The sequence below is a fragment of the Rhodococcus sp. YH1 genome (genome assembly GCF_009939605.1).
In the GTDB taxonomy this organism is placed as follows: Bacteria; Actinomycetota; Actinomycetes; order Mycobacteriales; family Mycobacteriaceae; genus Rhodococcus; species Rhodococcus aetherivorans.
On sequence record NZ_WVTE01000223.1, the window covers coordinates 19,919 to 43,023 of the forward strand.

A 23,105-nucleotide genomic window follows, 5' to 3' on the forward strand; every position below is an offset into this window, starting at 1 on the left:
CCGCGTGGCAGCAGAGGATTCCGCGGGGCGGACCTGGACGGCGCGGCTCGCCGAACTGGGTCTGAGCCTGCCGCCGGTGGCGGCACCCGTCGCCGCCTACGTTCCCGCCGTCCGCACCGGTGACCACGTCTACACCTCGGGGCAGCTGCCGTTCGTCGACGGCACGCTCGGTCTCGTCGGCAAGGTGGGCGCCGACGTCTCGGCCGAGGCCGCCAAGTCCGCGGCGCGCATCGCCGCGCTCAACGCGCTGGCCGCACTGGACGGCCTCGTCGGCATCGACAACCTCGTCCGCATCGTGAAGGTCGTGGGCTTCGTCGCCTCGGCGGAGGGCTTCACCGGCCAGCCGGGTGTGATCAACGGCGCGTCCGAACTCCTCGGTGAGGTCTTCGGGGAGGCGGGCGTGCACGCCCGCTCCGCCGTCGGCGTGGCCGAACTGCCGCTCGGCGCCCCCGTCGAGGTCGAGATCATCGCCGAGGTGCGCTGACGGGCGCGGGGTGAGCCGGATCTAGAGTGGGACGCACCCCACACCTTCCGACGGAGGAGGCCGGATCATGACGCTGGTTCACCCCGCGTACGCGCAGTTGCGACAGGTCACCGCCAATGCCGCGGTGGTGCTGGCGGAGAACCCGTCGATGATGACGCTCGACGGCACCAACACCTGGATCCTGCGGGCGCCCGGCAGCGACGAGTGCGTCGTGGTCGATCCGGGCCCGCTCGACGAGGCGCACCTCGCGCGCGTCGCCCGGGTGCCCGTGGCGCTGACCCTGGTCAGCCACCGGCACGGCGACCACACCGACGGCGCCGGACGGTTCGCCGAACTCACCGGCAGCGCGGTGCGGGCCGTGGACGCCCGGCACCGGCACGGCGGGGGAGCGGGCCTGGTCGACGGCGAGGTGATCGAGGCGGCCGGACTGCGTATCCGGGTACTCGCCACGCCGGGTCACACGGCGGACTCGCTGTCCTTCGTCGTCGAGGACGACCGCAGCGTGCTCACCGCCGACACCATCCTCGGTCGGGGCACCACCGTCCTCGACGACTCCGACGGCGACCTCGGGGACTACCTCGGGTCGCTGCGCCGGCTGATCGACCTCGGCGCCGGCTACACCGTTCTGCCCGGGCACGGACCGGACCTGCCCGACCTGGAGACCATCGCCCGCGGCTACCTCGACCATCGGGAGGAGCGGCTCGACCAGGTGCGGGCCGCGCTGCGGGTGCTGGGGGACGACGCCACGCCGCGGTCCGTCGTCGAGCACGTGTATGCCGACGTGGACCCGTCGCTGTGGCCGGTCGCGGAGAAGTCGGTCAACGTCCAGCTCGAGTACCTGCGCAGCTTCGCCTGACCTCCCGAACGATCGAGGCCGGTGCATCGACGATGCACCGGCCTCGATTCGTGGAACGGGTGTTACCGCGCGCGGCGGGCGAGGCGCTCCGAGTCGGAGATGAGCACGCTCTTGCCCTCGAGCCGCAGCCAGCCGCGGTGGGCGAAGTCGGCGAGCGCCTTGTTCACGGTTTCGCGGGAGGCGCCGACGAGCTGTGCGATCTCCTCCTGGGTCAGGTCGTGCGTGACGCGCAGCGCGCCCGCCTCCTGGGTGCCGAACCGCTGCGCGAGCTGCAGCAGAGCCTTCGCGACGCGACCGGGCACGTCGGTGAAGATCAGGTCGGCCAGGTTGTTGTTGGTGCGGCGCAGACGGCGCGCGAGCACGCGCAACAGCTGCTCCGCGATCTCCGGGCGCTGGTCGATCCAGGCCTTGAGGGCGTCGCGGTCCATGCTCACGGCGCGGACCTCGGTCACGGTCGTGGCGGTGGAGGTACGCGGGCCCGGGTCGAAGATCGACAGCTCACCGAACATGTCGGACGGGCCCATGATGGTCAGTAGGTTCTCGCGGCCGTCCGGCGAGCGGCGGCCGAGCTTCACCTTGCCGGAGACGATGATGTACAGGCGGTCGCCCGGCTCACCCTCGTTGAAGATGACATGTCCGCGGGGGAAATCGACCGGCTGAAGCTCTTTGACCAGCGCCGCAACCGCCGAGGGTTCGACTCCTTGGAAGATGCCTGCTCTGGCCAGGACGTCGTCCACGTGCGCTCCTTTGGGGAATATTCTCGTCGTCATGCTGCCGGGTCTGCACGACGTCCACGGGCGCCCGGACAGGCCACCTGCAACGCGTACGGAAACGAAGTCTACTGTGCGCGCACTCGGCATGAGTGATTGACACCACGACAGCTGCCGTGCCGTTCCTGCAGCAACGCCCACGCATCCTACCGATGCGTCCCGAAATCAGCTCGCGCGGCGCGCTCCCATGTCGGACTCCGCATCGTCGAGCTCCATGACGAGGACCCGCCGCCGACGGCGGTGGAACCGGGCGAGAGCGTGGGGGAATCCCTCCCTGGCCAGGGTGGCGACGTCGTCGTGGCTCGCCTTGTCGAGGAACTCCTCGACCTCCTGCTGGCGAACGGACAGACGGCTCAGCCGGGACTCGACCCGCTCCATCGCCAATGCGAACAGCATGAGCAGCACGGGGAAGAGTACGACAGCAAGAGCTTGCATACCGGGAAGTAAACACAAGAAAGGTCTCAGAAGCGACACAGCGCCGAATCCGCGACCGGCCGGGTACGTACAGTGGAGCAGGTGCATGCGACCCCGTCCGAGAGTCCCGACGTGCGCCGACGACGCGTGTCCGGAGGCGAGCGGAAACCCGAGAGCAGGCTCGCCCTGGTGCGGCGGGCCCGCCGCATGAACCGGCGGCTCGCCGAGGCGTTCCCCCACGTGTACTGCGAACTCGACTTCACCACGCCGCTCGAGCTGGCGGTCGCCACGATCCTGTCCGCGCAGTGCACCGACGTGCGGGTCAACCAGGTCACCCCGGCCCTGTTCGCCCGCTACCCGGACGCCCGCGCCTACGCGGAGGCCGACCGGGCCGAGCTCGAGGAGTACATCCGGCCCACCGGTTTCTACCGCAACAAGGCCAACTCCCTGATCGGCCTCGGACAGGCCCTGCTCGAGCGGTTCGACGGCGAGGTACCGCGCCGCCTCGAGGATCTCGTCACACTTCCCGGATTCGGCCGCAAGACCGCCAACGTGGTCCTCGGCAACGCGTTCGACATCCCCGGCATCACCGTCGACACCCACTTCCAGCGTCTCGTGCACCGCTGGAAGTGGACCGAGGAAACCGACCCCGTCAAGATCGAACACGCCGTCGGCGCGCTCGTCGACCGCAAGGAATGGACCCTGCTCTCGCACCGGGTGATCTTCCACGGCCGGCGCGTCTGCCACGCCCGCAAACCCGCCTGCGGCATCTGCGTGCTGGCCAAGGACTGCCCGTCCTACGGCATCGGACCCACCGACCCCGTGACCGCCGCCGCGCTGGTGAAGGGACCGGAGACCGAGCACCTGCTCGAACTGGCCGGACGGTGACCCGGTGCAACTGACCCGCGCAGGCCGCTGGAGCCTGGTGGCCCTCGTCGTCGTGGTGGCCCTGATCGTCGCGATCTGGCCCCGCGACGCCGACGACCCGGCGCCGGCCGCCGACGGTGGTCGCCCGACCGCGGCGCCGGTGGACCGCCGCGCCCAGGACACCCCCGAATCCCTCGCGCCGCTGCGTGCCGCGGCGGCGCTCGAGCCCTGCCCGGCCCCGGCCGCGAACGGGGCCGGGCCCCTCGCGGGGTTGCGGTTCGAGTGCCTCGGCGACGGCAGCAGCGTCGATCTGGCCGCCGCGCTCGCGGGCCGGCCCGCGCTGGTGAACCTGTGGGCCTGGTGGTGCGGGCCGTGCGCCGAGGAACTGCCCTACCTGCAGGAGTACGCGCAGCGTGCCGGTGACGCGGTTGCGGTCGTCACCGTCCACACCGACCCCAACGAGGCCAACGCCCTGTCCCGGCTCGCCGAGTACGCCGTACGGCTGCCGGGGGTGCAGGACGGGTCCGCGCGCGTGCAGGCAGCGGTGCAGTCGCCACCCGTGCTGCCGGTGACGGTGCTGATCCGGCCCGACGGTTCCGTCGCGAAGGTGCTGCCTCAGCCGTTCCGCAGCGCCGACGACGTCGCCGCAGCCGTGGAGAACCACCTGGGGGTGAAGGTATGACGCCGTACTGGCTGCGCCGCGTGTCCACCGTGGCGCCGAGCGATCCGCACCAGGTCAACCCGGTGCTCGACCGCCGCGCACCGAACGGGTTCACCGTCCGTCCGGCGGCCGTGCTCGTGCTGTTCGGTGGCTCGTCCGAACCCGATCCCCTCGCGCGGGGCGGTCTGCCCGCCGACGCGGATGTCCTGCTCACCCAGCGGGCGCCGACGATGCGTCAGCACAGCGGGCAGGTCGCCTTCCCGGGTGGCGCCGCCGACCCGGAGGACGACGGCCCGATCGCGACCGCGCTGCGCGAGGCGCAGGAGGAGACGGGCCTCGACCCCGTCGGCGTCCGTCCGCTGACGGTGCTGCCCGAGATCTTCATCCCACCGTCGGGGTTCGACGTCACCCCGGTGGTCGCCTTCTGGGAGAAGCCCACCCCCATCGGGGTGGTCGATCCCCGCGAGGCCGTCCGGGTGGTGCGGGTCTCTCTGCACGACCTGCTCGATCCGGACAACCGCTTCCAGATCCGGCACGAGCGCGGCTACCAGGGACCGGCTTTCCTCGTGGACGACATGCTCGTGTGGGGGTTCACGGCGGGGATCCTGGCGGGCCTGTTCGCGGTGTCGGGCTGGGAGATCGAGTGGGACCACACCGACATCCGTGACTTCGAGGTCACGCTCGCCGAGCTCGAGACAGGGGTGGTCGAACCGTGACACCGTCCGGATGGATCGACGTGCTCATCCTGCTGGTCGTGCTCGTGGCCGCGTCGTCGGGCCTGCGGCAGGGCGCGGTGGCGTCTGCGCTGGCGTTCCTCGGCGTGGTGCTCGGCGCGGTCGCCGGCATCCTCATCGCCCCGCACGTGCTCGTGCACGTCGAGGAGGGACGGATGCGGATCCTCGCCGGGATTGCGCTCATCGTCGTGCTCGTCATCATCGGCGAGGTCGCGGGCATGGTGCTCGGCCGGGCGGCACGGAGCAACATGCACAGCCCCGTCGCGCGGGGCGTCGACAGCGTGGTCGGGGCCGGTCTGCAGGCCGTGGCGGTGCTGGTCGCGGCGTGGCTGCTCGCGATTCCGCTCACCGCGTCGTCGCAACCGGAGATCTCGGCCGCCGTACGCGGCTCCCGGGTGCTGGCCACGGTCGACGTGCTGGCCCCGGACTGGCTGCGCGGCGTCCCCAAGGAGTTCTCGGCGCTGCTCGACACCTCGGGCCTGCCGGAGGTGATCGGGCCGTTCGGCCGCACGCCCATCACCGAGGTGGAGCCGCCGGACCCGAGCGTGCTCGCCAGTCCCGTCGCGCTCGACCTGCACCCGAGTGTGCTGCGCATCAACGGCGTCGCGCCGAGCTGCCAGCGTGCGCTCGAGGGATCCGGGTTCGTCGTCGCGCCCGAACGCGTCATGACCAACGCGCACGTCGTCGCCGGCACGTCGGCGGTGTCGGTGGAGACGCTCGGTGGGGCGCTCGACGCCGAGGTCGTGCTCTTCGATCCCGCCGTCGACGTCGCGATCCTCTCGGTGCCGGGACTCGACGTGGCGCCGCTCGCGTTCGCGCCCGCGCCCGCCGATTCGGGTCAGGACGCCCTCGTCCTCGGATATCCCGGCGGGGGCCCGTACACGGCGAGCGCCGCACGGATCCGGGAGACACTCGACCTGCAGGGGCCGGACATCTACCGCTCCGGCACCGTCGAACGGGAGGTGTACACCGTCCGCGGTTCGATTCGTCAGGGCAACTCCGGCGGGCCGCTCGTCGACGATCAGGGCCGTGTGCTCGGCGTCGTGTTCGGCGCGGCCGTGGACAACAGCGATACCGGGTTCGTGCTGACCGCGGCGGAGGTGAGCAGTCAGCTGGAGCTGGCCGACGATTCCTTCGCGGCGGTGGCGACGGGTACGTGCATCGCCTGAGCTGGGGCGTCCCTACAGTCCGGCGGCGAAGTCGAGCAGCGCGGCGGTCACGTCGTCGGCGCATTCCTGGTGGGCGTAGTGCCCGGCGTCGTCGATCATGAGCAGTTTCCGGCCCGGAGCGTGGCGGACGCACCGGCGCACGGTCGCCGGCAGCACGTACGGGTCCAGCGTGCCGTGCAGTTGCAGGACCGGCAGGGTCAGCGTCTTGTCCATTGCGGCCATGAACCGGCGTCCGTCCGGCCGCCATTGGCTGCGGAACGCCCAGCGCTGGTACTCGAGCGTGCAGTGCGCGGTGCCGGGAATCCGGATGGCCGACCGCATCCGCTCCGCGACCTCCCGGAATTCGTCCGACTGCTGCCACCGCGCGCCGGAACGGGCCTGCAGCAGTCGTTCGATCTCCCACCCGTCGTCGCGCACGAGCTTGCGTTCGGGCCGCCACGGCACCTGGTAGGCGAGGAACGTGGGCAGCAGCGCCGACCGCTGCGCGCGGTCGTGCAGCGCCGCGTCCCGCAGCGAGATCGGGTGCGGCGAGTCCACGAGGGCGATCGCCCGGACGAGCCGCGGGTGCAGCACGGCCGTCGCCCAGCACACCAGGCCTCCGTCGGCGTGTCCGATCAGCGTCGCCTCGGAGCAGCCGAGGGCGCGGATGAGGCCGGCGACGTCGCCCGACAGGGTCCAGCCGTCGTAGCCGCGCGGCGGCTTGTCGGAGTCACCGTAGCCGCGCAGGTCCACGGCGACGGCGCGGTATCCGGCGTCCGCGAAGGCGGTGAGCTGGTGGCGCCACGACCACCACAGGTCGGCGAACCCGTGCAGGAACAGCGCCAGCGGCGCGTCGGGGCCGGACGGGCCGGCCTCGACGGCGTGCAGGCGGATGCCGTTGGCGTGGATGTCGCGGTGCGTCCACGGCCCGGGGTACCGGACCGTGGACGGATCGGGGAGGGACACGGTGCCCTGCATGTGGAGGGTCAGCGCGCGTGCCGGGGGCCCGGTGCCGGCTCCGCGTCGTGCTGCTGCGGCAGGACGGTACGGGCCTGCCTGAGCGAGTCGATGGTCTTCTCCGGGGCGCGCAGCTTGCGCACCCGCAGGTAGCCGATCAGGGCGAAGATCGCCGTGACCACGACCATGATGAGGAAGACGATCAGGAACGCCAGCCAGCGGGGCGTCCAGATGTCGATCAGTTCGGCGAGGAAGAAGAAGAAGAAGAACGAGCTGAACACCAGGACCGCGAAGGCCAGGATGAAGAACAGGCTGCCCTGCAGGCCCTTCTTCACCTCCCCGGTGACCTCGGCCTTGGCGAGTTCGACCTCGGCGCGGAACAGCGTCGAGACCTGTGCCGTGGCATCGCGGACCAGGTCTCCGATGCTCGCTTCCTGAGGAGTGCGGGCGCGCACCTCGGTCAGCGGAATGGACGAGATGCTCGTCGGTACCCCGTCACCCTGCTTCCGGTTCCCGTTCGTCACGCTCAATTGTCGACCCCTCCAGTTGGTTCGTATTGACTACGGTGGGCTCGCCCACGCCGTAACAGTAGCGTCGATCCCAGCACCGAGGCGATCAGTGACGTGACGAGGACGGACGCCTTCGCGATCTCCGCGGGCGCCCCGCCGTCGATACCGGCGAGCGAGAGGTCGGCGATGAGCAGGCTCACGGTGAATCCGATGCCTCCGAGCACGGCGAGTGCCAGCAGGTCCTGCCACGCCAGCCCGGTCGGCCTGGTGGCCACGCCCACGCGGATCGCGAGCCAGGACGCGCCGAAGATGCCGACGGTCTTGCCGATCAGCAGGCCCAGCAGGACGGACAGGCCCACCGGGCTGGTGAACACGTCACCGAGGACCTCACCGTTGATGGGGACGCCGGAGGCGAACAGCGCGAACAGGGGCACACACAGGCCGGCGGACCAGGGCTGGATGTCGTGGGCGAGCCGTTCGGCCGGTGCCTGCCGCTCGCCCGGGTCGGTGCGGACGCGGGTGAGCAGGCCCAGCACGACGCCCGCGATGGTGGCGTGGATGCCGGCCTCGTGCATGCCGTACCAGGTGAGCAGCGCCAGTGGGACATACAGCCACGAGGTCGTGATCCGCTTGTGCTGGGCGTACCAGTAGGCGGCGGCGCACGCGACGGTCCCGAGCAGCCACAGTGCCGCGATGGACGTGGTGAACAGGACGGCGATCAGTGCGATGCCGATGAGGTCGTCGACGACGGCGAGGCTGAGCAGGAAGACGCGCGCGCCGGTGGGGATGCGGGAACCGGTAAGGGCGAGGACTCCGAGTGCGAAAGCGATGTCGGTGGCGACGGGGATCGCCCAGCCGCGGTCCATGCCCGGGCTGCCCCACCCGACCGCGGCGGCGATGAGCGCCGGGAGCAGCACGCCGCCGCACGCGGCGATGACCGGCAGCAGGGCTCTCTTACGGTCCGCCAGTTCACCGACGACCAGCTCGCGTTTGAGTTCGAGTCCGGCGACGAAGAAGAACACGGCGAGCAGGCCGTCCTGCGCCCAGGTGCCGACGGTGAGGTTCAGGTGCAGTGATTCCGGCCCGAGGGGGAAGTCGCGCAGCGCCTCGTAGGCGGGTCCGAGCGGGGAATTGACCCACAGCACGGCCACGGCGGCGGCGACCAGGAGGATCGCGCCACCGACGGTCTCGGTACGCAGGTACCGGGTGAGTTCCGAGCGCAGTGGCTGGTTCACGAAGGCCTTTCGATTCGCGAATTCGGGGTACGCGGGGAGCGCCGCCGAACGGACGTCCCGGCGTATCCCGGCACGAATCGTAGCCGTCGCCGACCCGGACGACCGATGTCCGATTTGATTCGCTCGGGAAAGGAAGTGTTCACTTTCCTAGCAACTGGGATCGATTCCCATCATGTGATTCTCTGGAGCTGGTTTCGTGAGCACTTCCCTCGACAACACCGCCGGGCGGGACGGATCGCTGGTCGCGGGAGTACCGCGCAGCCGCATCATCGTCGCGAGCACCGTCGGCACCTCGATCGAGTTCTACGACTTCTACATCTATGCGACCGCCGCCGTGTCGGTGTTCCCGCACCTGTTCTTCCCGAAGGGCAACGGCACCACCGCCCTGCTCGCCTCGCTCGCGACGTTCGGCCTCGCGTTCGTCGCCCGGCCGGTCGGCTCGATCCTGTTCGGCCACTTCGGGGACCGCATCGGCCGCAAGGCCACCCTCGTCGGCTCGCTGCTGACGATGGGCATCGCGACGTTCCTCATCGGAATCCTGCCCACGTACCACCAGGTGGGACTGCTGGCCCCCGCACTGCTCGCACTGATGCGCTTCTGCCAGGGCCTCGGCCTCGGCGGCGAATGGAGCGGCGCGGCGCTGCTGGCCACCGAGACCGCCGAGAAGGGCAAGCGGGCCTGGGCCGCCATGTGGCCCCAGTTGGGCGCGCCGATCGGATTCTTCCTGGCCAACGGCCTGTTCCTGATCATCACGCTGTTCCTGAACCACGACAACGCCGACCCCGACCTGGGCAGCGCGTTCCTGACGTGGGGCTGGCGGATCCCGTTCCTGCTCAGCGCCGTGATGGTGATCATCGGCCTCTACGTGCGGCTCAAGCTGGAGGAGACCCCGGTGTTCGCCCAGGCCGTCGCCGAGGGCAAGAAGGTCAAGACGCCACTGGCCGAGGTGTTCAGGACGAGCTGGCGTCAGCTGATCATCGGCACTTTCGTGATGCTCGCGACGTACACCCTCTTCTACATCATGACGACCTGGGTGCTCAGCCACGGCACCGGCAAGACCCCCGCCCAGGGCGGCACCGGCGCCGGCTTCCAGTACTCGGACTTCCTGGTGCTCCAACTCGTCGCCGTGCTGTTCTTCGCGGCCGCGATCCCGGTGTCCGGTCGTCTCGCCGATCGCCACGGCCGCCGCATCACGCTGCTGGTCATCACCGGAACCATCATGGCGTTCGGCCTGACCTTCGGGATCCTGCTCGCCCCGGAGGGCATGAGCGAACCGCGCATGCTCCTGTTCCTGATCATCGGCATGATCCTCATGGGCTTCACCTTCGGCCCCATGAGCGCGGTGCTGCCCGAACTGTTCCCGACCAACGTGCGCTACACCGGTTCGGGCATCGCCTACAACGTCTCGAGCATCCTCGGCGCGGCCGTCGCCCCGTTCATCGCGACGTGGCTCGCCACCACCTACGGCGTCGGCTGGGTGGGTGTGTACCTGCTGGTGGCCGCCGCGCTGACCTTCGTCGCGCTGCTCGTGATGCACGAGACCAAGGACCGCCACCTCGAGGAGGTGTAGGGCCGCTTCGCGGCCGGTGCGTCCTTCGGGCGGCTACGACAACCCGAAGGACGCACCGGCAGCTCCGCTGCCTACTTGCCCTGGGCGCGGATCGCCTCGAAGACCTTCGGGTCGACCAGGGTGGAGGTGTCGCCGAGCTCGCGACCCTCGGCGACGTCGCGCAGCAGGCGGCGCATGATCTTGCCGGAGCGGGTCTTGGGCAGTTCCGGCACGATCGAGATCTGCCGGGGCTTGGCGATCGGGGAGATCTCGGTGGAGACCTGGTTGCGCAGCTCGGTGATGAGCTGATCGCCGCTGTTGGTCACGCCCTCGCGCAGGATGACGAACGCGACGATGCCCTGGCCGGTGGTCTCGTCGGCGGCACCGACGACGGCGGCCTCGGCGACGGCCGGGTGCCCGACGAGCGCGGATTCGACCTCCGAGGTCGAGATCCGGTGTCCGGAGACGTTCATGACGTCGTCGACGCGGCCGAGGACCCACAGGGCCCCGTCCTCGTCGTAGCGGGCGCCGTCGCCGGCGAAGTACCAGCCCTCCTCGGCGTACCGGGACCAGTAGGTGTCCTTGTAGCGGTCCATGTCGCCCCAGATGCCGCGCAGCATCGACGGCCACGGCTGATCGAGCACCAGGTAGCCGTTGCCGCCGGCCCCCAGCGGCACGGCGTTGTCGTCGACGATCTTGGCGGAGATGCCGGGCAGCGGCGCCATCGCCGAGCCCGGCTTGGTGGCGGTGATCCCCGGCAGCGGGGAGATCATGATCGCGCCGGTCTCGGTCTGCCACCAGGTGTCGACGATCGGGGCCTGGCCGGCGCCGATGACCTCCCGGAACCAGCGCCACGCCTCGGGGTTGATCGGCTCGCCGACCGAGCCCAGCAGCCGGATCGAGGACAGGTCGTGCGCGTCGGGGATGTCCCGGCCCCACTTCATGAAGGTGCGGATCAGGGTCGGGGCGGTGTAGTAGATGCTCACCCCGTACTTTTCGATGATCTCGAAGTGCCGGTGCTCGTTCGGCGAGTTCGGGGTGCCCTCGTAGACGACCTGGGTCGCGCCGTTGCTCAGCGGCCCGTACACGATGTAGCTGTGCCCGGTGACCCAGCCGATGTCGGCGGTGCACCAGTACACGTCGCGGCCGGGCTTGTGGTCGAACACGTAGTGGTGGGTGTAGGAGGCCTGCGTCAGGTAGCCCCCGGAGGTGTGGATGATGCCCTTGGGCTTACCGGTGGTGCCCGAGGTGTAGAGGATGAACAGCGGGTGCTCGGCGTCGAACGGCTGCGCCTCGTGCTCGGCGGAGGCCTTGTCGACCGTCTCGTGCCACCACAGATCGCGGCCCTCGGTCCAGTCGACGTCGATGTCGGTGCGCTTGACCACCAGCACGTGCTGCACCGACGCCGCATCGGCGACAGCTTCGTCGGCGGCCGGCTTGAGCGGGGCGGCCTGACCGCGGCGCCACTGCCCGTCGACGGTGACGACGAGTTTGGCCTGCGCGTCGTCGATGCGCGAGCGCAGCGCGTGCGAGGAGAACCCGGCGAAGACCACCGAGTGGGTCAGGCCGAGGCGGGCGCAAGCGAGCATCGCCACGATCGCCTCGGGGATCATCGGCATGTAGATCGCGACCCGGTCGCCGGCGACCAGGCCCAGGTCGGTGAAGGTGTTCGCCGCCTTGCACACCTCGGCGAGCAGATCGTTGTAGGTCAGCGCGCGCGAATCGCCGGGCTCGCCCTCGAAGTGGATGGCGACGCGGTCGCCGTTGCCGGCGAGGACATGCCGGTCGACGCAGTTGTAGGCGACGTTGAGCTGCCCACCGACGAACCACTTCGCCACCGGCGCGTCGGACCAGTCCAGCACCTCGGACCACTCGGTGGCCCAGTCCAGCCGCTGCGCCTGCGTCGCCCAGAATCCGAGCCGGTCGGCGTCTGCGGCGGCCTGCAACTCGGGACCGGCGTTGGCGGTGGCGACGAACTCGGGGCTCGGTGGGTACACCTGCTGTTCGTGGTCCTGCGCTGCGCTCGTCATGGTTGCGGGGCCTCTTTCCGGTCGGTCCAAACAGTTCGGGCACCTGTGAGGGTAGTCACCTGTGACCGACATCGCACCGTTGCATCCGGCTGCAACCTGGTCACTTTCGACAATCGGTCGGTCCCGCGCGACGGGCGGTCGGCCTCCGCGGCCAGTGGAACCGCGGGCGCGGGTGGTCGGCAACAGCCGGTACCGTCGGATGCCGTGACCGACCCCTTGCAGCCCCTGCTCGACCTGCCCGGAGTGCGCGATGCCGCGGACCGGGCGCGCGATGCCCTCGCCGAGGTGCACCGGCACAGGACCAACCGGCGCGGCTGGCCGAACACCGCCGCCGAGGCGTCGGTTCGGGCGGCCCGGGCCTCCGCCGCGCTCGACGGCGGATCGATGGAGCTGCCGCCGCCGGGGGAGGCGGGTGATCCGATCCTCTCCGGTGCGCTGCGGGTGGCGCAGGCGCTCGACGGCGACGGCCTGGCCGTCATGGTGTCCACCTGGCAGCGCGCGCCCCTGCAGGCCCTTGCGCGCCTGCACCTGCTCGCGGCGGCCGACCTCGTCGACGAGTCGGAGGCGCTGGGCCGGCCTCGCACGGAACCGGGCGTGGGGGAGCGGCTCGACGCGCTCGCCCAGTTGGTGACCGGAGGCACCCGGGCGCCGGCGCCGGTGCTGGCCGCGGTGGTGCACGGCGAGCTGGCGGTGCTGCGCCCGTTCGGTGTCGCCGACGGCGTGATCGCCCGGGCGGCGTCCCGCCTCGTGTCGGTCGCGAGCGGGCTGGACGTGCACAATCTCGGTATTCCCGAGGTGAGCTGGATGCGTCGCGCCCAGGTCTACCGCGACGGGCTCGCGGGCTTCGAGTCGGGCACCGCGGAGGGCGTCGGGGGTTGGATCGTCTTCTGCTGCGGCGGGCTGGAAGCGGGCGCGCGCGAGGCGACATCGATCGCGGACGCCTTCGCCGGAGGATGATCCGGAGCGTGAATCGTCTTGCGTGTCACCGATTTTCATGCAGGTGACCACATGTAAGCGGGCGACGTCGCCGAATGACTTCGGTGGCGTCGCCCGCCGGCACGGACTGCCGAGTTACCAAGCGTGCTGCATGGGTTGTGTGTCACTGGCCTCGGCGAGGGTTCGGATATCGCTGGTTCGTCCTCGCAACGGGTGCGGGGTGTTCGCCTTCGAAGACCCGAATCTCGCAAGCCCACAACACTTTTGCCCTTATAGTGGCATCGGCTCCGCGTGGGTGCTCGGTGTCCGTGCTGGGAATTCCGGTCGGGAGATCGAACCTTCTCTTCCGATTCGCTCTTGGCCTTCCGTCCTTCCGTAACTCCTTTCTACTCCCGGTCTCCGAGGGGGGCAAGTCCCATTTTCGGGACCGTCACCCGCGCGCCGCGAACCCCGGCCGGTGCCGCCGGCGCAGCGCGAGGTACGTCGCCGCGCCCGCCGCCACCGCGCCCGCCGTGATCGCGGCCGTCGCGGCGACGGCGGCCGGCGGCGTCGCGGTGAGACGATGCAGGAGCGGCACAGGACGCGTGAAAGTAAGTATCGGCCAACCATTTTCGAGGGATTCTCGACGCAGCACCCGATCCGGGTTCACCGCGCGCGGATGGCCCACGGCCCGCAGCATCGGAATGTCCGTCGACGAGTCGGAGTACGCGTAGCAACGTGCGAGATCGTAACCGTACTGCAGCGCCAGTGCCTGTATCGCCTCCGCCTTGGCCTCGCCGTAGCAGTAGAACTCCAGCTCTCCGGCGTAGCGGCCCTCCTCGATCCGCATCCGGCTGGCGGTGCTGTGCGTCGCCCCCAGTGCCGCCGCGATGGGAGTGACCACCTCCTCCCCGGACGCGGACACGATGATCACGTCGTGCCCGCGGAGCTTGTGGTCCGCGATGAGATCGGCGGCCTCGGCGAAGACCAGAGGATCCACGATATCGTGCAGCGTCTCGGCGACGATCGACTTGATCTGCTCGACATCCCAGCCCGTGCACATCGCCGCGATGTGGGCCCGCATGCGCTCCACCTGATCGTGGTCGGCCCCGGACAGCATGAACAGGAACTGGGCATAGCTGCTCTTCAGCACCGCCCGCCGGTTGAGGAGTCCCTGGGCGAAGAACGGCTTGCTGAAGGCGAGTGCGCTGGACTTCGCGATGACGGTCTTGTCGAGGTCGAAGAAGGCGGCGATTCGGCCGGACTGGGTCGGGGCCACGGTCGCGTCGGTCACGGCACCACAATAGGTGTGACTGCTCCTTCCCGGTACGCCCTGCGCTCCGGCCGGTCGTCCGGCCCCTCCACCTGCGCAAAACGCGCGACGGTCGAACCTGCACACTGCGTGAAATGCGCGACGGTTGAACTTGCAAATATCGGGTCGGGGCGTAGTATCGACGACACCTGGACATAGTCCAGGGGGTGTTCAGCCCGCCCCCCCGGGGCTGAACATGACGACCCTCGCCTCCTCCCCCCCTGGCGAGGGTCGTCCTCTGTTCCGGGACCTTTCGGAGCCCGGCGCGTTCATCCACAGGCAGCGCGTTCATCCACAGATTCGCCGGTTCCCCCGGCAGCTGCTTCCGGGGCGCCCGGCCACCGCGCAAGCTGGGCGCCATGACCGATGTCCTGGCCCTCGTCGACGATCCCGCGCTGATGGCGAGCCTGCGTCGCGTGGCGGCCGCCTCCGACCGCACGGTCGGTGAGACGGTGACGACGCCGTCGCGCAGAACCTGGCTCGACGCCGGACTCGTCGTGATCGACCGCACCGCGGCCCTGGCATGCGCGCAGCAGCTCCCCCGGCGGGGCGGAATCGTCCTGGTCACCGCCGGCGGCGCCGACCTCCCCGATTGGCAGGCGGCCACCGCGGTCGGCGCCGAACACGTGGTGGGACTGCCCGACGACGAGGTCGAACTGCTCACCGTGCTCGGCACGGCCGCCGAGCCCGACGCGGGCGGCGGCCACGTCGTCGCTGTCCTCGGCGGCTGCGGCGGCGCCGGCGCGTCCACGTTCGCAGCCGCCCTGGCATGGACGGTCGCCGCCTTCCGGCGCAGTGCGGGAGCCCTCCTCGTCGACGGCGACCCCCTGGGCGGGGGACTGGACGTCCTCACCGGAATCGAGGACCGGCCGGGTGTCCGCTGGCCCGGTCTCACCGTCGATCGTGGCCGGCTCTCCGCCCGGACCCTGCGCGATGCGGTGCCCGAATGGCTGCCGGGACTCGGCGTGCTGTCCGCAGATCGCGAGTCCGCCGCAGAGCCGGCGCCCGCCGCGGTCACCGCCGTGCTCGACACCGTCCGCCGCTCCGGCGACCTGGTGGTGTGCGACGTGCCCCGCAGCCGCGGGCCCGCCGCCGAGGCGATGGTGGCCGCCGCCGACCTGACCGTGCTGGTGGTGCCCGCCCGCGTCCGCGCCGCCCTCGCCGCGGGGCGGGTCGCCGGCTGGGTCGCCGAACAGAACACCAATCAGGGCATCGTCGTGCGCGGCCCGGCCCCCGGCGGGTTGCGCGGCCGGGACGTTGCCGACGTGGTGGGGCTGCCGCTGATCACCACGATGCGCGCGCAGCCCGGGCTCGCCGCGGCGCTCGAACGCGGCGGACTGCGGCTCGGACGGCGCTCTCCACTCGTCCACGCCGCCGAGTCCGTCCTCGACGTGCTGACCGGACCCGAACCGGGCTCGCGGTGGGCGGCATGAGCGCCGTCCTCACCGCCGAGCTGCTCGACCGGGTCCGCGAACGGCTCGCGACCGAGGCCGGCGAACCCACGCCGGACCGCGTCGCCGCCGCGCTGCGTGCGGAGTCCGGCGGGGTTCTCGGCGACTTCGACCTGCTCACGGCCCTGCGGCACCTGCAGACCGAGCTCTCCGGCGCCGGCCCGCTCGAAGCGCTGCTCGCCGAGCCCGGCGTCACCGACGTCCTCGTCACCGCCCCGGACCGGGTCTGGGTCGACCGCGGCGCCGGGCTGCGGCTCGCTCCCGTCGCCTTCCCCGACGAGGCGTCGGTGCGGCGACTCGCCCAGCGCCTCGCGCTGTTCGCCGGACGGCGCCTCGACGACGCGCAGCCGTGGGTCGACGGCCGGCTGCCAGGGCACGGCGATTTCGGGGTGCGCCTGCACGCCGTCCTCGCACCCGTCGCGCAGGGCGGCACCTGCCTGTCGCTGCGCGTGCTGCGGCCCGCCACCCAGGGGCTCGACGCGCTGCGTGATCGCGGCGCCGTCGATCCGCACGCCTATCGGCTGCTGCGACGGATCGTCGCCGCCCGGCTCGCCTTCCTCGTCGTCGGGGGCACCGGGGCAGGCAAGACCACCCTGCTCGCGGCACTGCTCGGCACGGTGGACCCGGGCGAGCGGATCGTGTGCGTCGAGGACGCCGCCGAGCTCGCTCCCGCCCATCCCCACGTCGTGCGGCTCGTCGCCCGGGCCGCCAACGTCGAAGGCGTCGGTGAGGTCGCGGTGCGCGACCTCGTGCGGCAGGCGCTGCGGATGCGGCCCGACCGCATCGTCGTGGGCGAGGTGCGCGGCGCCGAGGTCGTCGATCTTCTGACGGCACTGAACACCGGTCACGACGGCGGCGCGGGCACGGTGCATGCCAACTCGCCGGACGAGGTGCCGGCGCGGCTCGAAGCGCTCGCCGCACTCGGCGGCCTGGACCGGGCCGCCCTGCACAGCCAGCTCGTCGCGGCGGTGCAGGTGGTTCTGCACGTGCACCGCACCCCCGACGGGACCCGCCGGCTGACGGAGATCGGTGTCGTGCAGCGGGACACCGTGTCGGGTGTCGTCGTCGCGCCCGCGTGGACCCACGAGCGCGGCACGGAGGCCGGCATGGACCGACTCGAAGAGCTGTTCCGCCGACGGGAACCGCGGTGACCGCGGCGGCCCTGTGCCTGGCCGCGGCCGTGCTGGTGGCGCCGGGTGCGGTCGCCACGCCGCGGCTGCGGGCACTGCGCACGACGGTCGCCGCCGGACGGTCGTGGCGGCCGCCGCAGGAGGTGACGGTCGGGCTGTGCGTCCTCCCGGCGCTGCTGCTCGGCGTCGCGCCCGCCGTCGCGGCGGCGGTCGTCGCCGGCACCGCCGTGCGACGGCTGCGGCGACGGCGCCGGGACCGCGCACTCGACGCCGAGCAGCGGACCCTGCTCGCCGGGCTCGAAACCGTTGTCGCCGAGCTCGAGGTGGGCACCCATCCGGCCGAGGCGTGCGCGACGGCGGCGCGGGAGACGACCGGGCCGACTGCCGACGCCTTCCGCGTCGCGGCGGCGCGGGTCCGGCTCGGCGGCAGCGCGGCCGACGGCCTGCGCGCCGCGGCCCGCGCGCCGGGACAGCCGGGGCTCGCCGCGTCGCTCGAGCGGCTCGCCGCGGCCTGGGAGGTGTCGGACCGGCACGGGCTGGCGCTGGCGCAACTCCTCACGGCCGCGCGCTCGGATCTGTCCGGCCGCATGCGGCTGCGCTCGCGCACCGAGGCGGGACTGGCGGGGGCCCGCGCGACGGCGACGGTGCTCGCGGCCCTTCCGGCGCTCGGTGTGGCGCTGGGGCAGATGATGGGGGCCGCGCCGGTGACGGTGCTGCTCGGCGACGGTCTCGGTGGTGTGTTGCTGGTGGTGGGCACCGTGCTGGCGTGCGCCGGGCTGCTGTGGACCGATCGGATCGCGACGCGGGTGGCATCGTGACGGCGTCGCTGGTGTGCCTTGCCGTGGCGCTCGTGATCCTGCCGGACCTGCAGGCGCGACGGTTGCAGGCCCTCGCCGCAGGGGCCGCGACGTCCGGCGGAGCGGCCGACTCCGGCGGTGCGCCGGACGACCCCCATGCCGTGCCCGCCGCGTTCGACCTGATGGCCGCCTGCCTGCGTGCCGGCCTGCCGACGGCGACGGCGGCCCGGACGGTCGCCGACTCGGCGCCGCCGGCCCTCGCACGGGCCCTGCGTCGGGGCGCGGACCGGCTCGAGCTCGGGGCCGCCCCGACGGACGCGTGGAGCGGTCTCGGGGACGCGACCTCGGACGGCTCCGGCGCCGAGACGGAGGCGCTGGAGGCCTTCGCCCGCGCGGCGCGGCGATCGGCGCGGTCCGGTGCCCCGCTGTCGGGCATCGTCGCCGAGGTGGCGGAGCGACAGCGCGAACAGGCGGAGGACCGGGCGGCTGCGGCCGTCGAGCGTGCCGGGGTCCTGGTCAGCGGCCCGCTCGGGCTGTGTTTCCTGCCGGCGTTCGTGTGCCTGGGCATCGTGCCCGTCGTGATCGGGCTCGCGGGACGCGTGCTCGGCGACGGGCTGTTGTGAGACGTCGGCGCGGACGGTCCGCGCCGAAGGAGGGGAGGAACCATGGTAGGCAACGTGATTCGGGCGGCGGCGCAGCGGCTGAGCGGTGCCGTCGCGGCGGAGGACGGCATGTCCACCGCGGAGTACGCGATCGGCACGATCGCCGCGGCGGCGTTCGGTGCCGTGCTGTACACGGTGGTCACCGGCGACAACATCGTCACCGCGCTCACCGGCATCGTCGAGCGCGCGCTGAACACGGCGGTGTGAGCGGGGACGACGGCGGGGTGACCGTCGAGGCGGCGATCGCCCTCACCACGCTGGTGAGTGTTCTCGTGCTGTGTCTCGGTGCGGTGCTGTGTGTTTCGAATCAGCTCCGGTGTCAGGACGCGGCGCGGGAGGCCGCCCGGCTCGCGGCTCGCGGCGACGGGGTGCGAGCGGTGGAGGTGGCGGCGCGGGTCGCTCCGGAGGGCGCACGGATCTCCGTGCGCCCCGACGGTGACCTCGTCGTGGCGACGGTGACGGCGGACGGTCCGCTGCTGCCGATGGTGACGCTCACGGCGGAGGCGGTATCCGTGATCGAACCGGAAGTGGCGCAGTGACATTCGGGGACGACCGGGGTAGTGCGAGCGTGCTGGGGTGTTTCGTCGCGGTCGCGCTGATCGTGGTCACCGGGCTGCTCGTGCAGACGGGGGCGGGGGTCGCGACGCGGCACCGGGCGCAGGCGGCGGCCGACCTGGCGGCCCTGGCGGTGGCCGGTGCGCTCGATCGCGGATCGGACACCGCATGCTCGGAGGCGGACCGGATCGCGGCGCGGATGCGGGTGCAGGTGCGCTCGTGCACCGTCGACGGCTGGGACGCCGTCGTCGAGGTCGGGGCCGAGGTGTCGCTGCCGGCTGGGCGGCAGGCCCGGGCGATCGCGCGGGCGGGGCCGGCCGGGTGAGGCGCGAGGTCAGGCGAGGGTGTCGAGCACCGCGCCCAGCAACGCGACCGCGCCGGCCTTGTCGAGCGGGTCGTTGCCGTTGCCGCACTTGGGGGAGTACACGCACGACGGGCAACCGGCGGCGCATTCGCAGGCCGTCACGGCCGCGCGGGTTGCACCGAGCCACTCGGCGATGCGCGCGTACCCGCGGTCGGCGAAACCGGCGCCCCCGGGATGCCCGTCGTAGACGAAGACGGTGGGCAGCCCGGTGTCCGGGTGCACCGCGGTGGACACGCCGCCGATGTCCCAGCGGTCGCACGTCGCCACGAGCGGCAGCAGGCCGATGGCGGCGTGCTCGGCGGCGTGCAGCGCGCCGGGTACCCGTTCCGGTCCGATCCCGCACCGGTCGAGCAGTTCGGGGGTGACGGTGTACATCACCGCGCGCGTCGGCAGGCACTGGGACGGCATGTCGAGGTCGGTGCTGTCGAGCACCTCGCCGGACGGCAGCCGTCGCAGGTACGAGACCACCTGGTGGGTCACCTCGACCTCGACGAGGCCTACGGTCACCGGCCCGAGCGAGCGCTGTTCCGCCACGGCGGTCACGACGATGTCGGTGATCTCCCGCGCGGAGGTGGACCATTCGGGGTCCTCGGCGTGCACGAGCGCGATCCCGTCGTCGAGGTGCAACTCGTCGACGACGAACGACTCGCCGCGGTGCAGGTACACCGCTCCCGGATGCGCGGTCGCCGGTGCGCGACCGCCGTCGACGGTGCCGAGCATCCGTCCGGTGTCCGACTCGACGATGGCGATCTGGGTGCCGATGCCGCCGCGGATGTCGATGTCGGAGTGGGGACGGGTGTCCGGGGTGACGAACCAGCCGTGCGGGCGCCGCCGGATCGCTCCCTGCGCGGCCAGGGCGGCGAGCACGTCGGCCGCACCGAACTCCTCGACCTCGGCGTCGGTGAGCGGCAGCTCGAGCGCGGCGCACAGCAGTTGCGGGCCGAGCACGTACGGATTGGTGGGATCGGTGACCGTCGCCTCGACGGGCTTGTCGAGCAGCGCCGCCGGATGGTGCACGAGGTAGGTGTCGAGCGGATCGTCGCGGGCGACGAGCACGACCAGCGATCCCGCACCGCGGCGCCCGGCCCGGCCGGCCTGCTGCCAGAACGACGCGACGGTGCCCGGGAATCCGGCGACGACGACGGCGTCCAGGCCGGCGATGTCCATGCCGAGTTCCAGGGCGTTGGTGCTGGCGGCACCGAGCAGCCGGCCGTCCGCCAGGGCCGCCTCGAGCTCGCGGCGCTCCTCGGCGAGGTAGCCGGCGCGGTAGGCGGCGACCCGATCGACGAGCTCGGGGGCGGCCTCGGCGAGCAGCCGCTGCGCACCGAGCGCGGTGAGTTCGGCACCGCGCCGGGACCGCACGAAGGCGAGGGTGCGGGCACCCTCGACGACGAGGTCGGCGAGGATGCGGGCGGCCTCGGTTCCGGCGGCGCGGCGCACGGGGGCACCGTTCTCGCCGGTCACCTGCTCGAGCAGCGGCGGCTCCCACAGCGCGACGGTGCGAGGTCCGTGCGGGGAGCCGTCCTCGGTCACCTCCCGGCAGGGCGCGCCGACGAGCCGGGACGCCGCGGCGCCGGGGTCGGCGGTCGTGGCGGAGGCGAGGACGAAGACCGGCCGGGCGCCGTAGCGCGCGGCGATCCGCCGCAGCCGGCGCAGCACCAGGGCCACGTTGGAGCCGAAGACGCCGCGATAGGAGTGACACTCGTCGACCACCACGTAGCGCAGCCGGCGGAAGAACCGGGACCAGCGGGCGTGCCCGGGCAGCATCGACATGTGCAGCATGTCGGGGTTGGTGAAGATCCACCGTGAGTGGCTGCGCGCCCACTGCCGCAGTTCGGTGGAGGTGTCGCCGTCGTAGGCGCACGCGTGCACGTGACCGAGTTCGGGCTCGGCGGCGGTCACCTCGGTGACGGCGCGCAACTGGTCCGCGCAGAGCGCCTTCGTGGGGGAGAGGTACAGCGCGGTGGCGTGCGGGTCCTCGGCGAGGGCGGTGAGCACGGGTAGCTGGTAGGCGAGGGACTTGCCCGAGGCGGTGCCGGTGGAGACGACGACGTGCTCCCCGCCGGCGGCGAGGTCGGCGGCCTCTGTCTGGTGGCTCCACGGCCGGGGCACGCCGGTGGCGCGCAGAGCCCGGACGACGGCGTCGGACGCCCAGTCCGGCCAGTCGGTGTGGCGAACGTCGCGGGCGGGCAGGTCCGCGCTGTGGGTGAGGGGATGTTCCGAGGCCGGCGTGCCGGCAAGCACCCGTTCGAGCAGTTCGTGGCCGAAGCTCGACGGCCCGTCGCCGACGGGACGGCGGTGCGGCGAGCTGGTCACACTGGGTACTCCGGAGGATGCGGTCGGGATGGGTAACCAGCGTAGTAGGCCATCGCTCCCGGCGTTCGGTCGGTGTCCGGTCGCGCGCGGGGTAACATCGACGTAACCGTACCGGCGAGTAATCCTGCCGTCGGCATATACAAGATCAAATTTTCGGGCGAATTGTGCGCCCGCCTACTGTTGTCTGCGCCCGGAACGTGGTTCACTGACATCGGTCGCAGCTTCTGTGTTCGGTGACTTGAGAAAGTGCACGGCTCGCAGGATCGATGGTTGCGAGCGCGGTGCTTTGCTCTTCCTGTGGGGGGATCAAGAAGTACAGCGGTCGGAACCGGCCCGGCGGCTCGCTCGCCCGCGAACCGCCGCATCCGGTGTTAGAAAGAGAAGGAAAAGCATGGCACAGGGCACTGTGAAGTGGTTCAACGCGGAGAAGGGCTTCGGCTTCATCGCTCCCGAGGACGGCTCCGCCGACGTTTTCGTCCACTACTCGGAGATCCAGGGCAGCGGCTTCCGCACCCTGGAGGAGAACCAGCGCGTGGAGTTCGAGGTCGGCCAGGGCACCAAGGGCCCGCAGGCCACCGGCGTTCGCGCGCTCTGATCGTCGACGCTCCTGCCGGAGCCTGACGTGACTCGGTCCGCAGGGACCGAATCCTCGATCGTCCCCCGTCACCATCGGTGAGGGGGGACGATCTGTTTCTGCGGCAGGTAGCGGAGGAAGGGCGGGTGAGTGAGCCAACTGTCGTTCTTCGGGGCCGAGGAGATGCCCCCGGACCCGACCGACCTCGGCGGCCTGCTGGCCGCGCACGGCCACGCGGTGGTCTCCGGTGACGGCGCACGGATCTCCGTGGTCGTGGACGAGCCGTGGCGGGCGGAGGCGATCGCGGAGCTGATGGCGCAGGCCGCGCTGTCCCCGGAGGTCACCCGGACGGACGAGGGACACCCCCTGGTGCGCACCGCCGCCCTACCGGAACTCGTCCCGGTGGCGGCCGCATGGACACGGGGTGCGGTGAAGGCGGTGCCGGCGGGATGGGTGCCGGGCTCGCGAGCCCTGCGGGCGTGGGTGCTCGCGGCCGGCCGCGCCGAGGCCGAGGGCGAGCGCTACGTGCTGGGGCTGGATCCGCATGCCCCGGACACCCACCCGGTGCTGGCCCAGTCGCTGATGCGCGCCGGGATCGCGCCGACGCTGATCGGCACGCGCGGCGCCGCACCGGGCCTGCGGGTGTCCGGGCGACGCAGGTTGATGCGTCTCGTCGAGAACATCGGGGCGCCGCCGGACGACCCCCGCGCGCGGCAGATCTGGCCGCGCGTGCGGTAGGCGCCGCATCACAGGTGACAGGCCTTCCGTCGCAGGTGTGCGACCCTGTGTATGGCCGCGTCCGGGGAACGGGTCGG

25 protein-coding genes are annotated in these 23,105 nt (G+C 71.8%); 17 read left to right on the forward strand and 8 right to left on the reverse strand.

Annotated features, from left to right (window positions below; all coding sequences use genetic code 11):
* The first annotated feature begins 4 nt into the window (after positions 1-4).
* Positions 5-484, forward strand: a complete 480-nt coding sequence (locus tag AIIKEEIJ_RS18530; protein ID WP_006945565.1) for a RidA family protein — start codon at positions 5-7, stop codon at positions 482-484.
* A gap of 67 nt (positions 485-551) precedes the next feature.
* Positions 552-1,340 carry an MBL fold metallo-hydrolase gene (locus tag AIIKEEIJ_RS18535; RefSeq protein WP_161996308.1) on the forward strand — a complete coding sequence of 263 codons (789 nt, stop codon included), beginning with the start codon at positions 552-554 and terminating at the stop codon, positions 1,338-1,340.
* Between the two features lie 62 nt (positions 1,341-1,402).
* Here AIIKEEIJ_RS18535 and AIIKEEIJ_RS18540 read toward each other — a convergent pair whose 3' ends face one another.
* Entirely contained in the window at positions 1,403-2,077 is a 675-nt protein-coding gene (locus tag AIIKEEIJ_RS18540) for a Crp/Fnr family transcriptional regulator (protein ID WP_003935274.1), read from the reverse strand.
* Positions 2,078-2,275: 198 nt separating this feature from the next.
* Positions 2,276-2,545, reverse strand: a complete 270-nt coding sequence (locus tag AIIKEEIJ_RS18545; RefSeq protein ID WP_029547213.1) for a hypothetical protein — start codon at positions 2,543-2,545, stop codon at positions 2,276-2,278.
* Positions 2,546-2,617: 72 nt separating this feature from the next.
* Here AIIKEEIJ_RS18545 and nth point away from each other — a divergent pair, with 72 nt between their 5' ends.
* The 4 genes from nth to AIIKEEIJ_RS18565 are packed head-to-tail and all read left to right on the forward strand — an operon-like array spanning position 2,618 to position 5,955.
* On the forward strand, positions 2,618-3,412 hold the full coding sequence (gene nth / locus AIIKEEIJ_RS18550; RefSeq protein WP_037201375.1) for an endonuclease III: 795 nt from the start codon (positions 2,618-2,620) through the stop codon (positions 3,410-3,412).
* Positions 3,413-3,449: 37 nt separating this feature from the next.
* Positions 3,450-4,073, forward strand: a complete 624-nt coding sequence (locus AIIKEEIJ_RS18555; protein ID WP_161996316.1) for a TlpA disulfide reductase family protein — start codon at positions 3,450-3,452, stop codon at positions 4,071-4,073.
* Positions 4,070-4,768 (forward strand): NUDIX domain-containing protein, encoded by a 699-nt coding sequence (locus AIIKEEIJ_RS18560; RefSeq protein ID WP_161996309.1) that lies wholly within the window; start codon positions 4,070-4,072, stop codon positions 4,766-4,768. Before AIIKEEIJ_RS18555 ends, AIIKEEIJ_RS18560 begins: the two co-directional genes overlap by 4 nt.
* Positions 4,765-5,955, forward strand: a complete 1,191-nt coding sequence (locus AIIKEEIJ_RS18565) for a MarP family serine protease (RefSeq protein WP_006945555.1) — start codon at positions 4,765-4,767, stop codon at positions 5,953-5,955. Before AIIKEEIJ_RS18560 ends, AIIKEEIJ_RS18565 begins: the two co-directional genes overlap by 4 nt.
* Before the next feature lie 12 nt (positions 5,956-5,967).
* On the opposite strand, the gene AIIKEEIJ_RS18570 is transcribed toward AIIKEEIJ_RS18565, so the two are convergent.
* Genes AIIKEEIJ_RS18570 through nhaA form a run of 3 tightly spaced genes read right to left on the reverse strand, consistent with a single transcriptional unit; the run spans position 5,968 to position 8,635 of the window.
* Positions 5,968-6,912, reverse strand: a complete 945-nt coding sequence (locus AIIKEEIJ_RS18570) for an alpha/beta fold hydrolase (RefSeq protein WP_006945554.1) — start codon at positions 6,910-6,912, stop codon at positions 5,968-5,970.
* A gap of 8 nt (positions 6,913-6,920) precedes the next feature.
* Entirely contained in the window at positions 6,921-7,421 is a 501-nt protein-coding gene (locus AIIKEEIJ_RS18575; protein ID WP_006945547.1) for a phage holin family protein, read from the reverse strand.
* Positions 7,418-8,635, reverse strand: a complete 1,218-nt coding sequence (nhaA, locus tag AIIKEEIJ_RS18580; RefSeq protein WP_029547217.1) for a Na+/H+ antiporter NhaA — start codon at positions 8,633-8,635, stop codon at positions 7,418-7,420. Before nhaA ends, AIIKEEIJ_RS18575 begins: the two co-directional genes overlap by 4 nt.
* A gap of 196 nt (positions 8,636-8,831) precedes the next feature.
* Between nhaA and AIIKEEIJ_RS18585 the strand changes: the two genes are divergently transcribed.
* On the forward strand, positions 8,832-10,205 hold the full coding sequence (locus AIIKEEIJ_RS18585; protein WP_161996310.1) for an MFS transporter: 1,374 nt from the start codon (positions 8,832-8,834) through the stop codon (positions 10,203-10,205).
* Positions 10,206-10,276: 71 nt separating this feature from the next.
* Here the strand turns inward: AIIKEEIJ_RS18585 and acs are convergent, their stop codons facing one another.
* On the reverse strand, positions 10,277-12,214 hold the full coding sequence (gene acs, locus AIIKEEIJ_RS18590; RefSeq protein ID WP_161996311.1) for an acetate--CoA ligase: 1,938 nt from the start codon (positions 12,212-12,214) through the stop codon (positions 10,277-10,279).
* Between the two features lie 204 nt (positions 12,215-12,418).
* Here acs and AIIKEEIJ_RS18595 point away from each other — a divergent pair, with 204 nt between their 5' ends.
* On the forward strand, positions 12,419-13,171 hold the full coding sequence (locus AIIKEEIJ_RS18595; protein ID WP_161996312.1) for an oxidoreductase: 753 nt from the start codon (positions 12,419-12,421) through the stop codon (positions 13,169-13,171).
* 409 nt (positions 13,172-13,580) lie between these two features.
* Here the strand turns inward: AIIKEEIJ_RS18595 and AIIKEEIJ_RS18600 are convergent, their stop codons facing one another.
* A complete protein-coding gene (locus AIIKEEIJ_RS18600) occupies positions 13,581-14,423 on the reverse strand; it encodes an HAD-IB family hydrolase (RefSeq protein WP_006941337.1) in 843 nt (280 codons plus the stop codon).
* Positions 14,424-14,800: 377 nt separating this feature from the next.
* Here AIIKEEIJ_RS18600 and ssd point away from each other — a divergent pair, with 377 nt between their 5' ends.
* Genes ssd through AIIKEEIJ_RS18635 form a run of 7 tightly spaced genes read left to right on the forward strand, consistent with a single transcriptional unit; the run spans position 14,801 to position 19,361 of the window.
* The gene (gene ssd / locus AIIKEEIJ_RS18605; protein WP_006941338.1) at positions 14,801-15,874 is read left to right on the forward strand and encodes a septum site-determining protein Ssd; all 1,074 of its coding nucleotides are present in this window, start codon (positions 14,801-14,803) and stop codon (positions 15,872-15,874) included.
* Positions 15,871-17,043, forward strand: a complete 1,173-nt coding sequence (locus AIIKEEIJ_RS18610) for a TadA family conjugal transfer-associated ATPase (RefSeq protein WP_050036261.1) — start codon at positions 15,871-15,873, stop codon at positions 17,041-17,043. Before ssd ends, AIIKEEIJ_RS18610 begins: the two co-directional genes overlap by 4 nt.
* On the forward strand, positions 17,040-17,840 hold the full coding sequence (locus AIIKEEIJ_RS18615; protein ID WP_072634205.1) for a type II secretion system F family protein: 801 nt from the start codon (positions 17,040-17,042) through the stop codon (positions 17,838-17,840). Before AIIKEEIJ_RS18610 ends, AIIKEEIJ_RS18615 begins: the two co-directional genes overlap by 4 nt.
* A complete protein-coding gene (locus AIIKEEIJ_RS18620; RefSeq protein ID WP_072634206.1) occupies positions 17,804-18,442 on the forward strand; it encodes a type II secretion system F family protein in 639 nt (212 codons plus the stop codon). The genes AIIKEEIJ_RS18615 and AIIKEEIJ_RS18620 overlap by 37 nt, the downstream gene beginning before the upstream one ends.
* A 42-nt stretch (positions 18,443-18,484) precedes the next feature.
* Complete coding sequence (locus AIIKEEIJ_RS18625; RefSeq protein WP_006941350.1) at positions 18,485-18,688, forward strand: DUF4244 domain-containing protein; 204 nt, start codon at positions 18,485-18,487, stop codon at positions 18,686-18,688.
* A gap of 17 nt (positions 18,689-18,705) precedes the next feature.
* Positions 18,706-19,020 (forward strand): TadE family type IV pilus minor pilin, encoded by a 315-nt coding sequence (locus tag AIIKEEIJ_RS18630; RefSeq protein WP_072634213.1) that lies wholly within the window; start codon positions 18,706-18,708, stop codon positions 19,018-19,020.
* Positions 19,017-19,361 (forward strand): Rv3654c family TadE-like protein, encoded by a 345-nt coding sequence (locus AIIKEEIJ_RS18635; RefSeq protein ID WP_044476208.1) that lies wholly within the window; start codon positions 19,017-19,019, stop codon positions 19,359-19,361. Before AIIKEEIJ_RS18630 ends, AIIKEEIJ_RS18635 begins: the two co-directional genes overlap by 4 nt.
* Before the next feature lie 9 nt (positions 19,362-19,370).
* On the opposite strand, the gene AIIKEEIJ_RS18640 is transcribed toward AIIKEEIJ_RS18635, so the two are convergent.
* A complete protein-coding gene (locus AIIKEEIJ_RS18640; protein WP_161996313.1) occupies positions 19,371-21,716 on the reverse strand; it encodes a DEAD/DEAH box helicase in 2,346 nt (781 codons plus the stop codon).
* Positions 21,717-22,107: 391 nt separating this feature from the next.
* Between AIIKEEIJ_RS18640 and AIIKEEIJ_RS18645 the strand changes: the two genes are divergently transcribed.
* The gene (locus AIIKEEIJ_RS18645) at positions 22,108-22,311 is read left to right on the forward strand and encodes a cold-shock protein (RefSeq protein ID WP_003935252.1); all 204 of its coding nucleotides are present in this window, start codon (positions 22,108-22,110) and stop codon (positions 22,309-22,311) included.
* 129 nt (positions 22,312-22,440) lie between these two features.
* On the forward strand, positions 22,441-23,028 hold the full coding sequence (locus AIIKEEIJ_RS18650; RefSeq protein WP_006941359.1) for a hypothetical protein: 588 nt from the start codon (positions 22,441-22,443) through the stop codon (positions 23,026-23,028).
* Positions 23,029-23,105: the final 77 nt, after the last annotated feature.

What these genes read in the sequence shown, in the direction of transcription:
- AIIKEEIJ_RS18535 (WP_161996308.1), top strand. Translation starts at nt 552, where the DNA reads ATGACGCTGGTTCACCCCGCGTACGCGCAGTTGCGACAGGTCACCGCC.
- AIIKEEIJ_RS18545 (WP_029547213.1), bottom strand. Translation starts at nt 2,545, where the DNA reads ATGCAAGCTCTTGCTGTCGTACTCTTCCCCGTGCTGCTCATGCTGTTC.
- AIIKEEIJ_RS18560 (WP_161996309.1), top strand. Translation starts at nt 4,070, where the DNA reads ATGACGCCGTACTGGCTGCGCCGCGTGTCCACCGTGGCGCCGAGCGAT.
- AIIKEEIJ_RS18570 (WP_006945554.1), bottom strand. Translation starts at nt 6,912, where the DNA reads ATGCAGGGCACCGTGTCCCTCCCCGATCCGTCCACGGTCCGGTACCCC.
- acs (WP_161996311.1), bottom strand. Translation starts at nt 12,214, where the DNA reads ATGACGAGCGCAGCGCAGGACCACGAACAGCAGGTGTACCCACCGAGC.
- ssd (WP_006941338.1), top strand. Translation starts at nt 14,801, where the DNA reads ATGACCGATGTCCTGGCCCTCGTCGACGATCCCGCGCTGATGGCGAGC.
- AIIKEEIJ_RS18610 (WP_050036261.1), top strand. Translation starts at nt 15,871, where the DNA reads ATGAGCGCCGTCCTCACCGCCGAGCTGCTCGACCGGGTCCGCGAACGG.
- AIIKEEIJ_RS18625 (WP_006941350.1), top strand. Translation starts at nt 18,485, where the DNA reads ATGGTAGGCAACGTGATTCGGGCGGCGGCGCAGCGGCTGAGCGGTGCC.
- AIIKEEIJ_RS18645 (WP_003935252.1), top strand. Translation starts at nt 22,108, where the DNA reads ATGGCACAGGGCACTGTGAAGTGGTTCAACGCGGAGAAGGGCTTCGGC.